Raw genomic sequence first — 15,568 nt, 5'->3', positions numbered from 1 at the left:
ACATCAGGGTGTCCGAAGCGAAGCGAGGACGGGTGCCCCATGTAGGAGCGAGGATAATGCCGTCCCTTGCGTATATCTAAGGGGCGGCTCCGGAGCGCCGCATATTTCCTCCGCGCCTCCCCTGTAGGAGCGAAGGAAGAGTACGGGCGCCTCCCTAACTACTACAGCAAACACAGCAAAGCCCCGGACGCGCAACCCTCAGCAGGTTGCCCATCCGGGGCTTTAGCTATACAAAAATCAACAACAGGCTAGTGGCCCGCCGCCGGGGCGCCCTGACCTTCACCAGCGCCGTGGCTCAAACCGTCAGCTGAGTAGTCCGAATCCTTACGCGGCGTAGTCCACAGCACCAGCGCCGTCAGGACCGCGAAACCAAAAATGGAGAAGCCCATCGGCAGGTACTCGTGCTCACCCGCAAACGACACCAGCGGCGCCGCCAACGCACCCAGCAGAGCCTGAATCGTACCCATCACCGCCGAAGCACTACCCGCCATGTGGCGCGCCTCGTTCAGCGCCAACGCCGAAGCATTACCGAAAATCAGGCCGCACGAGCTGGTCAGCAGGAACAGCAGAACCAGAGTCGGCACCAGCGAAATACCCACCAAGAAGCTGACGGTCAGCAGCACGGACACCACGAGCAGGCTCACCACACCGGTGTTCACGATGCGGCGCTGCGCCACGCGTCCAACCAGCTTGGTTGCAATCGCGCTGAACAGCACAATGCCCAGCGAGTTCACACCGAACACAATCGTGAACTGGGTTTCGGACAGGCCCAGAATCTTCTGTAGCACAAACGTCGAACCAGAAATGTACGAGAACAGCGCACCAAACGCGAAGCACATGGTCAGCATGAAACCCATGTAGCGGCGAATCTTGAAGACCTTCGGCAGCTCCGAGTACACGCTCAGGGCGGTGCCCTGGTAGCGTTCCTCCACCGGCAGGGTCTCCTTAATCACAAAGATCACGCCGAGCATCATCATCGCGGTAATCACGCCCAGCACATGGAAAATATCGCGCCAGCTACCCCACGACAGCACCCAGCCACCAAACAGCGGCGCAAGCACCGGCGCGAAGCCGTTAATCATCATCATGACGCCCATGAGCTTAGCGGTCGCCAGGCCCTCAGTCGTATCAGCCACGATAGAACGCGCCAGCACCGCACCAATCGAACCGGTGAAGCCCATCATGAAACGCGCAAAAATCAGCAGCTCAATATTCGGCGCGAAACCACACGCCACCGTCGCAATGAAACAGATGACCGCACCGATCAGCAGCGGCTTGCGGCGGCCCGTCTTATCCGACAGCGGACCCACGACCAGCTGGCCGAGCGCCATACCCACCATGAACGCACTCAACGTCAGGGATGCGTTCGTGCTGGTGGTGTTCAGGTCCTCCGCGACAGCGGGCAGTGCGGCAAGGTACATGTCCGTAGCGAGCGGCGCGATAGCGGTCAGCAGCGCCAGAACAACAATGAAAAGGGGCGATAGCCCGAAGGAGGTCTTAACCGACTTCGAAGACATTAGTCTTAGTTTTTCTTTCTGTGTGATGCGCGTGCAACGGCGCCTGCGGCTCTACAAGACATGGATGCGGTGGTACCGTCCCTGGGGATGAGCTTGCGCAGGCTAGAAGCACAACTTGTTCACGGTAGCAGAATTGGGCGTGGCTTCGTAAGTTAAACGTTTGACTTTTTTGAGCCGGGAGAGACAGGATTGCAGAGGGTACGCAGAAGGGGCGGTGTTATCCTCGCTCCTACAGGGGTTAGGGAAGGGTACGCCACATATTTCCTCCGCGCCTACGCAGGGGCACCCGTCGCACAGACGCTCCGCCTCTCCTTGCTTCGCTGCGGAGAGCGTCTGTACGACACCCTGAGGGCGCTTCCGGAAAACGTGGCTACACCCTACGCATACTGGAGCAAAAGGGCGGTGTTATCCACGCTCCGTTGGAGAGATAACACCGCCCCTTTCGCGGTTTGTTTTAGCCTGCCGCTCAGCACCCCAGCGCATGCAGAAATATTGAGAAATATTCTTGAGAAGCATTGCTAGGCCCAACCGCATAACTTACGTTGGTCATACCACGCGATACGACCGGAGGGAGCACCTCAGATGCGCAACCACTATTACAAATATTTGCTAGGCATCCTGCTACTCATAGCTTGCGTCTTGCTCGTAACCCTTGCCGTGCTTTCCCATAACAACCCGGGTAACGGCAAAGACGGCACAGCCTCCACTCATGCGCCGGAGAACAGCTCAACCTACTGGGATAAAGACCGCATGGAATCCGCCAGCCCGGCTCCCATGCCTAAGTAAAACAGCGCCTGAATAAAACAGCCTCTGAATAGCTGTAGGGCCCAATGCTTCGAGATGCACGAAGCATTGGGCCCTACTGTCTTGTAGGCGGCTGTTACTGCGCCGCGCTGTCGTAGATGAAGTCTACGGTCGCGTAGTCCTCCGGGATTTCGGCGAGCAGCGCCTCCTCCTGCTCCGCCCAGCGTTCCCAGTGCGGGCGGAACGTGTCACCGTCACGAGCCAGGGCGCGTTCGTGGCGCACCTCGTCCGGGGCGGTGGCGAGAATACGCACCTCGCAAGCACCAGCAATCGCGCCAACACCCTCACAGATGATGACCTGCGTAGCCGCCGGGTCGACGGTGCGCACCTCACCGGGGGCGCCCGCCTCCCAATCCCACGGGGTATAGGTTCCGGCAATACCTTCGGTCAGCTGCACGGAGAGCGCGTCCCACGCCTCCACGCCGTCGAAGAGGCCGTCCCAGCCGGGGTAGAAGTCGTCCAGGTGCAGCACGTGGACGCTGTGTCCGGCGGCGGTGAGCTCCTGCTCAAGCTGCGCGGCGAGGCTGGTCTTGCCGGTGCCGCTGCGGCCGTCAATGCCGATGATCAGCGGGATCTGCGCGAAGTCGGCGAGGAACTGCGCACGGAATTCGGTGAATTCGGCGGTGTCCATGTCAAAGTCGTTGCCGATGCCGTGCTCCAGGCGCAGCATGTCTTTGCAGAGTTCCAGGATTTCGGTGGTGCCGGTGACGCGGCGGTTCTGGTTTAGGGGAATACGCTGACTCACTGCGCGTCGCCTTCCTGCTTGAGGTGGTTGATGAGGCCGCGTGCGGCGGCGTCAATGAGGCCGGTGGTGTACACGAAGTCGCGTTCGCTACCGTACCAGGGGTCGTAGATGCCGAGCTGGTCCAGGTGGGTGGTGGTGACCTTCGGGTCGAAGCTGCGCATCATGCGGATTTTGGCCTTGTCGGCCTCGTTGCGGGCGAGGGCTTTGAGGCGCAGGTAGTGGGGTGCGTCCATGGCGAGGATGAGGTCGTTGCGGTCGAAGTCCTCGACGGTGAAGACGCTGGCGCGGTGCGCGGACGGGTCGATACCGCGGGTGGCGAGCTGCGCGGCGGCGCGCGGGTCGATGCGGTTGCCTTCTTCTTCGTTGCTGATGCCGCTGGAGGTGACGGTGACGGGCACGCCGGCTTCTTTGGCGTGCTGGCGGATGAGGTATTCGCCGACGGGGGAGCGGCAGATGTTGCCGGTGCAGACAGTCATGATTCGGTACATGGTTCTAGTGTATCGGTGGGGTAGTGGGTGGTTGGGCGTGGCGGGGGCTCGGGGCGGCTTTGCGGGCGGCGACGTGACGGGCGGAGGCGCTCGCTGGGGGGTGCTTTACTCTGGGCGCGCGAGGATGCACGAAGGCCCCGCCGACGAGGGGCCGGCGGGGCCTTTTAGAGGTGGGTGCTATTCGGTTTTATCTTCTTCTACCTCGTCAGACTCATCTAGAGGTTTTGCAGGCTCACTCACGCGAGTGTATTCCTGCTTTTTTTCATCCCACGAATCAGGGTCGAAGAGCACCGTTCCAACGGGGATTTCGAAGGACTTACCGAGAAGCGTAGCCGTTCCAAGATTAATAGGTTTACTACCCCCGTAAACAGTAAAATCATGTGCTCTTCGGATTCCGGATAAGGCAGCAAATCGTGCGCTGAATATCCTATCTGATACCTTGGAAGGGTACACGAATTTTGGTGAGTTCTCTTTAAATATTGTTTCGTTAAAATATGCGCTTTGGGTGAATGTTGCCGATTTGAAAACCGCTTTTTGGGCGAAAGTTGTTTTCCTGAAACTTACGTCTTGGGTGAAGATCGCCCAGCTGAAGTTTGCGTTTTTGGTGAAAGTCGCTTCCCCAAATCTTACCTCTTGGGTGAAGGTTGTCATACTGAATCTTGCGTTTTGAGTGAATACCGCCACCCTGAAGTCAGCGGTTTGGATGAAGGTCGCTTTCCCGAATCTTGCCTCATGGGTAAAGACTGTTTCCGTGAAGTCTGCATGTTGGATGAATGTTGTTCCTGCGAAGTCTGCATGTTGGATGAATGTTGTTCCTGCGAAGTCTGCATGTTGGATGAAGATTGCCTCACTGAAATCTGCTTTTCGCACAAAAGTTGTCTGGAGGAAGCTTATTCCACCGTAGAATCTGCCTGAAGAGAAATTGGGTTTTTCAATTGTGAGGTTGTTGAGAGGGTAGAAAATGGGCGCTCGGCTGAAATCGAAATCAAAGTCGCTCCAGGGACCAGGAGTGACAGTCACATCGCCTTCCATCTTATTCGATATAACACTGCTACGTTTGCCCATTTCAACGAAGATAGTGCGGCGTACATCCTGTTCTTCGTGGAACTTTGCATAGTCTGCGGTGATATCTTCAGGCTTTTCATAATCATTCGGATTTTCGAAACGCTTAAGTAGGACCTGGAGCCGTGAAGACTCTGCTTCTCTGAGGTTCTCTGGGCCTGTTTTCTGGAGCTTTTCTAGTTCTTTGTGGGCTTCGTATTCTTCAATTTCCTCTGTCAAGGGGAAGGGCGAACGAATGTAGGAGCAGAGGTTATTGATAATAACCTGCCCTTCTTTTTGCTGATCTTCTTGTCCGAGGGTATCATCAGCAAGCCACTCATCAACCAAACCCACAAGGGTATAGATACCGCCCAGACGGACGGCTGCTTTCTCATTAGCTAGTTGCTCTACAGCCTTGGTGTAACGACTACGCCGTTCTGCATACACTTGGCGGGTATGGTCGTTCTCATTTTTCTGTTTCTCTTGGTTATTCTTTCGGTGAGTTTCACCAAGAGTAATAACACCCAGTAAACCACCAGTGGCGTAGAGAATGAGCTGCCTGAGAACTCGACCGTCATCATCCTTTCCGAAACCAGAGTTGAGCGCGATGGGTAGGAGAAAAGCTAATGCTCCGCCGAAGATGGCGAGTGCCCCAATCCAGCTGTAGAACCGGGGTAGTTTTGTCTTTAGCTTTGTGAAATGTGCAGTGAGTAAGAAAGCGACAACCAATGCTGCGCATACGCCAAGTAGCCACCAGGCCCCCGTTGGTTCTAAATGCATGTGTCTAGTTCTCCTATCTACTTTGAGAGGGACGGTTACCTTTCAGCATAATGCAAAGCGGCTTGTAGTGAGTCACCCCTTGAACAGACGTGAAGGCCCCGCCAACGTAGAGTCGGCGGGGCCTAAAAAATACAAAGTAGATTCTGCAAATATTTGTATGGGGTTACTTATGTTTGCACTTCCCTGATTCCCAGTCGTAATTATGTTTGGAATCGTCATATTGCTCAATTATATAATTTTCTTTTAAATTTATATAGCTTTCCAATGGAGTGTTGGGGAAAATTTTCCCATCTTCTCCAACATGTACGTAGCTTTTATTTTTAGAATTGTATTCGGGGGAGAAGATATGTATGGATGTATCTTTTGAATCTGCAACAATCCCAAACGCTATAGACTCTTTATTTAGATCCTTCTGGGAAAATACGCATGAATATGCGCGCATTGGATTCATGACATTGGGGCCTGTTGCGACAATGGAGCCACCCATTTGTATTGCCAATGGGGGCAATGAAAATTTTAGGGACAAAATGGATAATAGAAAGACTAGTGTAGATATTAGCCCTTTACCAGTTAATTCGAATTTCGTGACTCTCTTTAGTAGGTCATATTTGCTTGGTGGTGTTGGGGCAATAATTCTTGTCTGCGCAAATAAAAATGTAATTGTCGTAAATAAATGTATATTTGTTGCGTAGCTATCGGGTAGCATGAAACGAAATGTTAGCGAAGCTGGAATTCCCGTGAGGAGAATGATGCATGCAGTATTCAGCGTTGCGGAAGTGCACGTATTTAAATCCTCACTCCAGCAGCTTGCCGTCTTCAGGAAAGAGGGGTGCTGCAATGGATGAGAAATTTTTAATGCAAGCAGGGGAACTAGTGATAAATATAGGATAAATAGAATCATGAGAGTGGCAGATATTATTCGGTATTTATCTTGAGAGAAACGAATCGAAGTTATCCCAAAAGCTTGACTGATGTTGTTTTCGAGAGCCCAAATATAATAGCTTAGTGTAAGGACAAAAGATATTGATACCGCGATAGGCATCATTGCTAATGTGGTTTTTACATAACTTGTTACTGATGAGCTATTATTTGTGGAATTGTTCTTTTCTGGGATTCCTTTGTTGATTTGAGGGAATTTACCTTTGTGGTTAGTGTAATCCTTGGTGGTGTCGTGGAGCCCTTTTGCAAGTGTTGCGAATGGCAGTATTGCGGAAATTGCAATTAGTGTTATAGACGTTGCAAGATTAATTTTATTGAATTCTGGGAATATTAATATAAGACATACTATAAGGGGGGATAAAATGGAAGCTGCTAAAAATTTAAATTCAGATAAAATGTCATTATTTGTATTTGTTGCACTTATCTGGTCGACAGTCTTTTGTGTATCGTGGGGAGAGGATGGAGTAGAGTTACTGTCTTGCAATGTAATCTCCTACCTAATTTGAAAGGAATGGTCACCTTTTAGCATAGTGCAAAACCGTCTGACCTGTGCTTCTATCGGTCACAAATATAAGGCCCCACCACACATTCACATGGCGGGGCCTTCGGGTATTACCTCGCAGGTATACTAAAGCGGGTGTAATCCTGCTTATCTTCGTCCCAGGAAGCGGGATCGAAGAGTACTGACCTAATGGGGATCTCAAATGACTTACCGTAGAGCGTAGCTGTTCCACAATTGATAGGTTTACTACCCCGACTGACTGAGAAAACGTAGTCCTCCTGATTCACCTGTGCAGAGAATCGGGCAGCACCGGAGATACCAGCGAACGGGGGTGCGTACTTTTTGAAATATGCGTTCTTGAAGCTTGTTTTGCTGGTGAACTCCGCGTTCCTGAAGTCCGCGGTTTGGGTGAATTTCGCCTCGCTGAAGTCCGCGGTTCGGGTGAATTTCGCCCTGCCGAAGGTCGCGGTTTGGAAAAATTTCGCCTCGCTGAAGTCCGCTGTTCGGGCGAATTTTGCCCAGCTGAAGTCCGCTTTTTGGGTGAAGGCCGCCCAGCTGAAGTCCGCTGTTCGGGTGAATTTTGCCCCGCCGAAGTCCGCTTTTTGGGTGAATTTTGCCCCGCCGAAGTCCGCGGTTCGGGCGAAGGTCGTCCTGCTGAAGTCCGCGGTTTGGGTGAACTTCGCCTCGCTGAAGTCCGCGTTACTGTAGAACTTGGTAGAAGAAAAATTACCTTTCTCAATCGTGATGGCGTTGAGTGGATAGAAAACGGGTGCTCGACTGAAATCGAAATCAAAATCACTCCACATTCCTGAAATCGTTTCGATTATTTCATCCTTCTCATTCATGATGAAGGCGCTACTGCGCTTGCTCATCTCAACGAAGATAGTGCGGCGTACATCCTGTTCTTCGTGGAACTTTGCATAGTCTGCGGTGATATCTTTAGGCTTTTCGTATCCGTCAGAATCTTTAAAACGTTTAAGTAGAGTCTGGAGCAGTGAAGACACTTCTTCATCGAGCTTCTCGGAATCTAATTTCTGGAGATTTTCTAGTTCTCGGTGGGTTTCGTATTCTTCAATTTTCTCTGCTAAAGGGAAGGGTGAACGAATGTAGGAGCATAGGTTATTGATAATAACCTGTCCTTCTTTTTGCTGTTCTTCTGGGTCAAGGGTTTCATCAGTGAGCCACTCATCCACAAGACCCACGAGGGTATAGATGCCGCCTAGACGGACGGTTGCTTTCTCGTCAGCTAGCTGCTCTACAGCCTTGGTGTAGCGGCTGCGGCGTTCAGCATGTACCTGGCGGGTATGGTCACGTTCACTCTTGACAGCATCTTGTTCACGTTTTGCAGCCTCGTTCTTTGCGTCCTGCTCATTCTTCTTGATATCGGCATCAATTTTGAGGCGGTCACCCTGGTTCTTCCAGTTTGTCTGCAGAAGAGTCAGAACCGCAATAATGCCGCCAGTGACGTACAGCAGATGCAAGCGTAGCTGATCTGAACTACCCGAGCTCATGCCGCAGTGCAACCACAGCATCCAAGGCAGAACGAGCGCAACCGCACCGCCGCCCAGACCAAAGCCAATGAGAAGCTTAGTAAAGTGCTGGATATACCAAGGCTTCTCCTGAGCCTTTGGGATTACCGGGCTCTCTGGCGCGGATGATGCGTTATCGCTGGGCACTAGATTCTCCTGTCTTCGTTGAGAGGAACGGTCATACTCAGCATAAGGTAAAGCCGCTGGGCTTGGGTGGTTGCTGGTCAAAAGCAAGAGCCCCGCCAGCGCTGGATGCGTGGGCGGGGTCCGTGCGTGTGTGGGAGCTTCCCCGACGGCGGGGGAGAGCTAGGTGTTATTTTGCGGGCTCACTGAAGCGGGTGTAGTCCTGCTTCTCTTCGTCCCAGGAATCCGGGTCGTACCGCACAGTGCCGAGAGGGAGAACGAACGTTCTATTAAGAAGCGTTGCTGTGCCGCAGCTGAAGCCGTGCCTGCTCTCCAGGCGCGCCTCAAACAGGTAATCCTGAGGATCCGCCTGCGCCGAGAACCTGGCCCTCGGCAGTCGCTCCTCCAAAGCCTCAAAGGACGGTTTAACATACATGAAGCTAGTCTGCCTGAAATCTGCCCGCTGACCGAACGTCGCACCCTCGAAGTAGGCTCCCTCAAAGCTCGTCCCGTTGAAGCTCACCGCCCCCGCGAACGTCACCATGCCGAAGCCGACAAACGCTGTGAATGTTGCCTTACTAAAGTCGGCGTCCTGCGCGAAGGTGACCTTATCGAAGCACGCGTACTGCGGGAAGTCCATATCTTCATATGACGTTCTCGGAAGCGCAATAAACGACGCCCGGCTGAACGTGGCGTCACCGTCGAACCGCGCCTCATCAAAATCCGCGTACTGCGTGAAGGACGCTCCGATAAAGTCCGCCGCGCCCGCAAAGCGTACATTGCTGAACATTGCGGACTGCTTGGTGGCTATACCGGCAAAGCGCGCGGCCCCGCCGAACAGCGACTTGGAGAACACCGCCGGGCGGTTGAAGACCGACGCGGCGAAGTGTGCTTCATCGTGGAACGTGGAGGCGGTGAATACTGCCTTTCCGTCGAAGGTGACCGCCGCGAAGCTGGCTACGCCTGCGGTGTTCAAGCGTGAAAAGTTGGCGTCGGACTCGAAGCTGGATACCGCGAAGTCAGCCGCAGCCGAGAAGACCGCGTCTGAGAAGTCGGCCTCGCCGGTGAAGGTTACGGTTGCGAAGCTTGCCGCGTCCGCAAAATGTGCCCCGCTGAACTCTGCTGCGCCCGCGAAGTGTGCGGCGCTAAACCCCACCCAGTCGTTGAAGTTCGCGCCGTGGAAGGATGTATCAGCCGTGAACTGCGCCGCGGAGAAGCTGGTGTCACCGTGGAAGGTTGCGCCGAAGAAATCCGCCGGGCCGTAGAAGGTTGCGGAGGCGAAATCGGCGTTCTGAAAGTGCAGCTGCCGCAGCGGGTAGAAGATGGGTACGCCGCCAAAGTCGAAGCGCAGGTCAGCCCACATGGGTGATATTGGCGGCACCGCGTGCTGGTCTTCCGTGCGGTCTTTCTCGGGGCTCTCGGCGACTGCGGCGAGGCGGCGACTGAACTCCATGAAGACCGTGCGGCGCACCAGCTGCTCTTCGCGTAGTGCCTCCTGATCGCGCGTAAAGTCGCCTTCGTACCCTTCGGGTGCCTCGTCTGATTCTAGAACCTGCCGTTTCTGCGCGAAGGGGTAGGGCGTGCGGATGCACTCGGTCAGCGCGTCGATAATGGTTTGGGCTTCTTCGAGGCGCACCTGCTCGGGGAAGGAATCGTCGGTGAGCCAATCATCTGCGAGGTTCGCGAGCGTGTACGCGCCGCCGAGGCGTACGGCGGGTTGCCCGTCGAGGAATTGTTCGAGGGCGTGCGTGTAGCGTTCGTACCGCTCAGCCTGCTGGTTGCGTGCCGGGGTGTTTTTGCGTTGCCGTAGCGCAGTTAAGAGTTTGTTGAGGTTCATGGTGATGTGCCCTTCCTGCTCCGGTGCTGGCTTATAACCAGCATAGGGGAGAGCCCCACCCTTTGCGTGGTCTCCCCTTTAGATGTTCCTTGACATAGAACCTGAATATCTCAATAAAAAGATTAGCCCTGCCACACTTCTGCGTGGCAGGGCTAATCTTTTTATGCCGGTCCAATTCTTTGATTACCTGATGTGTTAGTGAATAGGAACGAACCTCTAGGAAGTGAAATTGGCTGTCCTGTCGATTTAGGTTTTAATGTGCCAAAATCGAACTGTTTTTTACTGTTTGATTTGGTTGTAAAAGAATGATTTGATTTTACTTCAAATTCTGCATCTTTAAAATCAGGTGAAAAACTATCAAAATGCATATCTTCAAATTTTGAATCTTTGTAGAAAATTGCATTCTCAAAGTTCATCTTATTGCAGAATTGTATGGCAATAAAGTTGACAGAATCCTTAAATTCCACTCGGTCAAAGTATGCATCTGCTGCGAATTTAAATACATTTTCAGAGTGAGAGTTGTTGAAAGATGCTGTGCTGTGAAATTTAGCACCTGAGAAATTTGTTTCCCCTTGGATGTTAATGTCTATAAAATCGGTAGGTGCGTAGAAATTGGAATCAGAGAATATTGTATCTCCATCGAAATGAGTTTTTCTAAAAGTTGTTTTTTGTTGTGTTTCATTCTCGGTGCCAAACTGAGACACTCCGAAGTTGGCGCCATTCTTAAACCAGGCCTCAACCTCCAGGTTCTCCAAAAACATTGAATTGAAGAAATTAGCCATCAGTTCAAATTGAGTGTTTTCTATAAATTTGACTGAATTGAAGAAGTTGGCATTCACAAATTCTGCACGATTGTAGAAGTGGGTATTTTCAAATATTGTACTCAAACTAATTTGGGCGCTTGTGAAAATGGCTTCTTCGTTGAAATTAACTTTTTTGAAGGTCAGGGTAGGGGTGCCTGAATTTAGGGTTGAATCCAACTCGGCATTCAGCCCCATGAAATTAGCCTTTCCATTAAAATCTGTTTCTATAAATTCTGTGTTAGCTCCGAAAGTTATAGGTTGAATCTGGTTTTGGCTGTGGCTACAAAAATCTGCGAGTCCGTTGAATTCAACATTATTAAATGAGGTATTTTTAGTGAACTCTGTGCCCGCGAATATTGCATCCATAGTGAATATGGTTTTATTCATTGTGGATCCAGAGAAATCAGTTTCATTGAAAATTGTTTTATTGAATAGGGCTGCCTTCTTGAACTGAGTACTGTTGAAGGTGGCTTTTCCTCCGAAGGTGGTTTTTATATCACCTTGGGTGGAGAAGTCGGCTGCTTCATTGAAGGTTACTTCGTTGAAGTTTGCTTCTTGGGCGAATTGGGCGCCGTTGAAGGTGGCTTTTCCTCCGAAGATGGTTTTTGTATCACTTTGGGTGGAGAAGTCAGCTTTTCCGTTGAAGGTTACTTCGTTGAAGTTTGCTTCATTAACGAATTGGACGCCGTTGAAGTTCGCTTCCTGATTGAATTGGATGCCCTTGAAATCTACGTCCCTGATAAAGGTCGTTCCTCTGAAATCTGCTTTACCGTAGAATTTGGTGGACGTAGAGATACCTTTCTCAATTGTGAGGTTATTGAGGGGGTAGAAAATTGGTGCTCGACTGAAATCGAAATCGAAGTTGCTCCATGGGCCAGAAGTGGTGGATATTTTGTCTTTTGTAACTTTAACCTTACTGGACCGATCACTAATCTCAGAGAAAATAAGACGGCGAACCTCGGATTCATTTTTAAGTTCATCCTGGGTTTTGGCGTCTAAGGATCCTATGTCTTTAAGATTTTCTTCTGTATATTCACCAGGCATGGTGCGTATATATTTGCAAAGAATGTTTATGATTGTTTGAGCTTCTTTTTCTGCCTTCTTTTTCAGCTTCTCCAATTCTTCCGTATCATTGCTGAGGTCTTTGTAGTCTAACCAAGCATCGGCAAGTTTAGCTAATTTGGGTACAGCTGCATAAGCAGATTTCACATTGTTGCTGTTGAGCTCCGCAACAGCTTTATCAAAACGGTTGTTGTAAGAGTCGTAGAGCTGACGAATATGGTCTCGAGCATCTTTCTGTTTCTGAGTATCTAGTTGCTCGCGTTCAAGCTCGCTTTTTTGATGTGTCTTCAGCAGTGTAAAGACTGCCAAAATTCCGCCGGTGACAGTTAAAAGTGAAGTAGTTATATCTTTGGTTTCCCCAATATATTTAAATGAATACAAATATTGAGGTATAGAGAACGCGAGAAATCCGCCTAATGCGATAGCTGAGACAAAGACTCGCTGGGGATACTCATTTAGAAGTTTCATTATAAGTTTTGAGAAGCAAGAGGCAAGAATAATCAGAGATAGAATTAGAAGAAGCCCATGGATTGAAAAACTGTTTCGAAGGCTATCGATTTCCTCGATTTTTTCATTGGTTGCGTCTCTGCCTTCTTTTATTTCTTGTAGTAACTGTTGAGTCTTATCTAGATGTTCATGAGATATATTTTGGACATCTAGGGAAAGGCGAATTGCGATATATGTGAATATTGAAAATACAATAAGTAGTATCCAGTTATTAGCAAAGAAATTGCAGATAGCTACCTTTTTGCCGTTGGTATCTGGAGGAGTTGCATCTGGTGTGGGTTGAATGGGGGAGTGCTGCATGGAGTCTCCTGTCTACTTTGAGAGGATATGGTCGTAACCAGGATACGGTAGGCGGGTAGCCTCAAGCCACAGGTGAAGGTTGGGGAATTGCGGGTCGGACAAGCGGGGATGCCCCTATAGAGTGAGAGATGGAGCTCACCGGAAGGCCACCCATATATAAGAGGAGCGAATCTCTAATCTCTTACTGCGGGTGTTCGTACTTGAGACACCTACACGAAGCGCACCTCCAGCAATGCTGCCAGGGGCCTAGCCTCCAGACCTAAAAATCACCTCACACACCCTATATAAGCTGCCCCTGCACCACCTTCCGGCACCTCTCGCACCCCAATTATTAGGTTTTTCACCCCTTTTTTAAAAGTTTTTAAAAATTTTTTCGCCAAACTAGCCCGTCAATGTCCGCCGTGCGCTGAATCGCCGCGCCGCGCCCTCGCTCAGCCCGAAAACCCCGGAATTCCGCGGCGAAACGCCCCATTCGCGCCTCGCCGCCGCCCCAAAATCCCCCGCAAAACACCCCTCCAGAGCCCTAAAACCCCCACCCCTCACGCCCCTTCGCATAAAAAAGTTGAGTAAAGTTCGCTCAACTCTATTGACACCCCTGCCAGGAGAGTGCATACTTGAGTACATGAGGCTCAAGGAGCCGCGCAGACCACCCCGCACGGGGCGGCACGCGCAGCACCGACCGCCTCCAAAACTTTCAAACTAACCCGCCTCGCATTAGAAGAAGCGGGGCACTAACACCTAAGGAGTGAATAAACATATGGCACGTGCAGTAGGTATTGACCTCGGTACCACCAACTCGGTCGTAGCAGCACTGGAAGGTGGCGACCCGGTCGTCATCGCTAACGCAGAGGGCACCCGCACCACCCCCTCCGTCGTCGCATTCTCCAAGGACGGCGAGGTTCTGGTCGGTAGCGTTGCAAAGCGTCAGGCAGTAACCAACGTCGACCGCACCATCTCCTCCGTCAAGCGCCACATGGGCACCGACTGGACCACCGAGATTGACGGCAAGAAGTACACCCCGCAGGAAATCTCCGCTCGTATCCTCATGAAGCTGAAGGGTGACGCAGAGGCATTCCTGAACGACAAGGTCACCGACGCCGTCATCACCGTCCCGGCATACTTCAACGACGCTGAGCGTCAGGCAACCAAGGAAGCCGGTGAGATTGCAGGCCTGAACGTCCTGCGTATCGTCAACGAGCCCACCGCCGCAGCACTGGCATACGGCCTGGACAAGGGTAAGGAAGACGAGCTCATCCTGGTCTTCGACCTCGGTGGCGGTACCTTCGACGTCTCCCTGCTGGAAGTCGGCAAGGACGACGACGGCTTCTCCACCATTCAGGTTCGCGCAACCAGCGGTGACAACCGCCTCGGTGGTGACGACTGGGACCACCGCATCGTCGAGTGGCTGCTCGCACAGGTGAAGGCAAACACCGGCGCAGACCTGTCCAAGGACAAGATTGCTCTGCAGCGTCTGCAGGAAGCAGCTGAGCAGGCTAAGAAGGAGCTGTCCAGCGCTTCTAGCACCAACATCTCCCTGCAGTACCTGTCCGTGACCCCCGAGGGCCCCATCCACCTGGATGAGAAGCTGACCCGCGCAAAGTTCGAGGAACTGACCCACGACCTGCTCGAGCGCACCAAGAAGCCCGTGCTCGACGTAATCAAGGAAGCTGGCGTGTCCATCTCCGAGATTTCTGAGGTCATCCTGGTCGGTGGCTCCACCCGTATGCCCGCTGTTGCTGAGCTCGTCAAGGAGCTCACCGGCCGCGAGCCCAACAAGGGTGTGAACCCCGACGAGGTCGTGGCAATGGGTGCAGCACTGCAGGCAGGCGTGCTGAAGGGCGACCGTAAGGACGTTCTGCTGATTGACGTCACCCCCCTCTCCCTCGGTATCGAGACCAAGGGCGGCGTGATGACCAAGCTGATCGAGCGCAACACCGCAATCCCGACCAAGCGTTCCGAGACCTTCACCACCGCAGAGGACAACCAGCCCTCCGTGACCATTCAGGTCTTCCAGGGTGAGCGTGAGTTCACTCGCGACAACAAGAACCTGGGTACCTTCGAGCTGACCGGCATCGCCCCCGCACCCCGTGGCGTGCCCCAGATTGAGGTCACCTTCGACATTGACGCAAACGGCATCGTGCACGTCTCCGCAAAGGACAAGGGCACCGGCGCTGAGCAGTCCATGACCATCACCGGCGGCACCTCCCTCTCCAAGGACGACATCGACCGCATGGTCAAGGACGCAGAAGCACACGCTGAGCAGGACAAGGCACGCCGCGAGGCTGCTGACACCCGCAACGCAGCCGAGTCCGTCGCATACTCCGTCGAGAAGCTCCTGAAGGAGAACGGCGACAAGCTGCCCGAGAACGTCAAGACCGAGGTTCAGGGCGATGTCGACGAGCTGAAGAAGGCACTCGAGGGCGACGACGACGCAGCAGTGAAGTCCGCATTCGAGAAGCTGCAGGCATCCCAGTCCAAGCTGGGCGAGGCACTCTACGCAGCAGCTCAGGCTGAGGCATCCGAGTCCAAGCCCGCCGCTGATGAGGACGTTGTCGACGCCGAGGTTATCGACGAAGACGAGAAGAAGTAAT

The 15,568-nt window shown here is 52.4% G+C and carries 10 protein-coding genes; 2 read left to right on the top strand and 8 right to left on the bottom strand.

Going from position 1 to position 15,568, the window contains the following annotated elements:
- Positions 1–248 precede the first annotated feature (248 nt).
- The gene (locus HMPREF2527_RS09350; RefSeq protein ID WP_371440210.1) at positions 249–1,544 is read right to left on the bottom strand and encodes a multidrug effflux MFS transporter; all 1,296 of its coding nucleotides are present in this window, start codon (positions 1,542–1,544) and stop codon (positions 249–251) included.
- Positions 1,545–2,156: 612 nt separating this feature from the next.
- Between HMPREF2527_RS09350 and HMPREF2527_RS09800 the strand changes: the two genes are divergently transcribed.
- Positions 2,157–2,303, top strand: coding sequence for a hypothetical protein (locus HMPREF2527_RS09800; RefSeq protein WP_168161093.1), 147 nt, complete (start codon positions 2,157–2,159; stop codon positions 2,301–2,303).
- A 94-nt stretch (positions 2,304–2,397) separates the two neighbouring features.
- Here HMPREF2527_RS09800 and HMPREF2527_RS09340 read toward each other — a convergent pair whose 3' ends face one another.
- The 7 genes from HMPREF2527_RS09340 to HMPREF2527_RS09315 all read right to left on the bottom strand — a co-directional run bounded on the left by HMPREF2527_RS09340 (position 2,398) and on the right by HMPREF2527_RS09315 (position 12,977).
- Positions 2,398–3,066: a nucleoside/nucleotide kinase family protein gene (locus HMPREF2527_RS09340; protein WP_070507951.1), complete on the bottom strand. Its 669-nt coding sequence runs from the start codon at positions 3,064–3,066 to the stop codon at positions 2,398–2,400.
- Positions 3,063–3,542, bottom strand: a complete 480-nt coding sequence (locus tag HMPREF2527_RS09335; protein ID WP_246824800.1) for a low molecular weight protein-tyrosine-phosphatase — start codon at positions 3,540–3,542, stop codon at positions 3,063–3,065. Before HMPREF2527_RS09335 ends, HMPREF2527_RS09340 begins: the two co-directional genes overlap by 4 nt.
- Positions 3,543–3,731: 189 nt before the next feature.
- Positions 3,732–5,375, bottom strand: coding sequence for a pentapeptide repeat-containing protein (locus tag HMPREF2527_RS09330; RefSeq protein ID WP_070507946.1), 1,644 nt, complete (start codon positions 5,373–5,375; stop codon positions 3,732–3,734).
- 163 nt (positions 5,376–5,538) lie between these two features.
- A complete protein-coding gene (locus HMPREF2527_RS09720; RefSeq protein ID WP_141744466.1) occupies positions 5,539–6,798 on the bottom strand; it encodes a hypothetical protein in 1,260 nt (419 codons plus the stop codon).
- Positions 6,799–6,926: 128 nt separating this feature from the next.
- A complete protein-coding gene (locus HMPREF2527_RS09325; protein ID WP_246824799.1) occupies positions 6,927–8,492 on the bottom strand; it encodes a pentapeptide repeat-containing protein in 1,566 nt (521 codons plus the stop codon).
- Between the two features lie 166 nt (positions 8,493–8,658).
- Positions 8,659–10,305, bottom strand: a complete 1,647-nt coding sequence (locus HMPREF2527_RS09320; protein WP_070507942.1) for a pentapeptide repeat-containing protein — start codon at positions 10,303–10,305, stop codon at positions 8,659–8,661.
- A gap of 161 nt (positions 10,306–10,466) precedes the next feature.
- Positions 10,467–12,977 carry a pentapeptide repeat-containing protein gene (locus tag HMPREF2527_RS09315; RefSeq protein WP_070507939.1) on the bottom strand — a complete coding sequence of 837 codons (2,511 nt, stop codon included), beginning with the start codon at positions 12,975–12,977 and terminating at the stop codon, positions 10,467–10,469.
- Between the two features lie 757 nt (positions 12,978–13,734).
- On the opposite strand from HMPREF2527_RS09315, the gene dnaK reads away from it, so the two are divergent.
- The gene (gene dnaK, locus HMPREF2527_RS09310; RefSeq protein WP_070507936.1) at positions 13,735–15,567 is read left to right on the top strand and encodes a molecular chaperone DnaK; all 1,833 of its coding nucleotides are present in this window, start codon (positions 13,735–13,737) and stop codon (positions 15,565–15,567) included.
- Position 15,568 lies beyond the last annotated feature (1 nt).

Source organism: Rothia sp. HMSC071B01 (assembly GCF_001808945.1).
In the GTDB taxonomy this organism is placed as follows: Bacteria; Actinomycetota; Actinomycetes; order Actinomycetales; family Micrococcaceae; genus Rothia.
The sequence above is the reverse complement of the archived record's forward strand: the minus strand, read 5'-3'. Positions and strand labels throughout refer to the sequence as shown.

Excerpts from the sequence above, each read along its gene's own strand:
- HMPREF2527_RS09335 (WP_246824800.1), bottom strand. The coding sequence starts at position 3,542 with ATGACTGTCTGCACCGGCAACATCTGCCGCTCCCCCGTCGGCGAATAC.
- HMPREF2527_RS09315 (WP_070507939.1), bottom strand. The coding sequence starts at position 12,977 with ATGCAGCACTCCCCCATTCAACCCACACCAGATGCAACTCCTCCAGAT.
- dnaK (WP_070507936.1), top strand. The coding sequence starts at position 13,735 with ATGGCACGTGCAGTAGGTATTGACCTCGGTACCACCAACTCGGTCGTA.
- HMPREF2527_RS09330 (WP_070507946.1), bottom strand. The coding sequence starts at position 5,375 with ATGCATTTAGAACCAACGGGGGCCTGGTGGCTACTTGGCGTATGCGCA.
- HMPREF2527_RS09320 (WP_070507942.1), bottom strand. The coding sequence starts at position 10,305 with ATGAACCTCAACAAACTCTTAACTGCGCTACGGCAACGCAAAAACACC.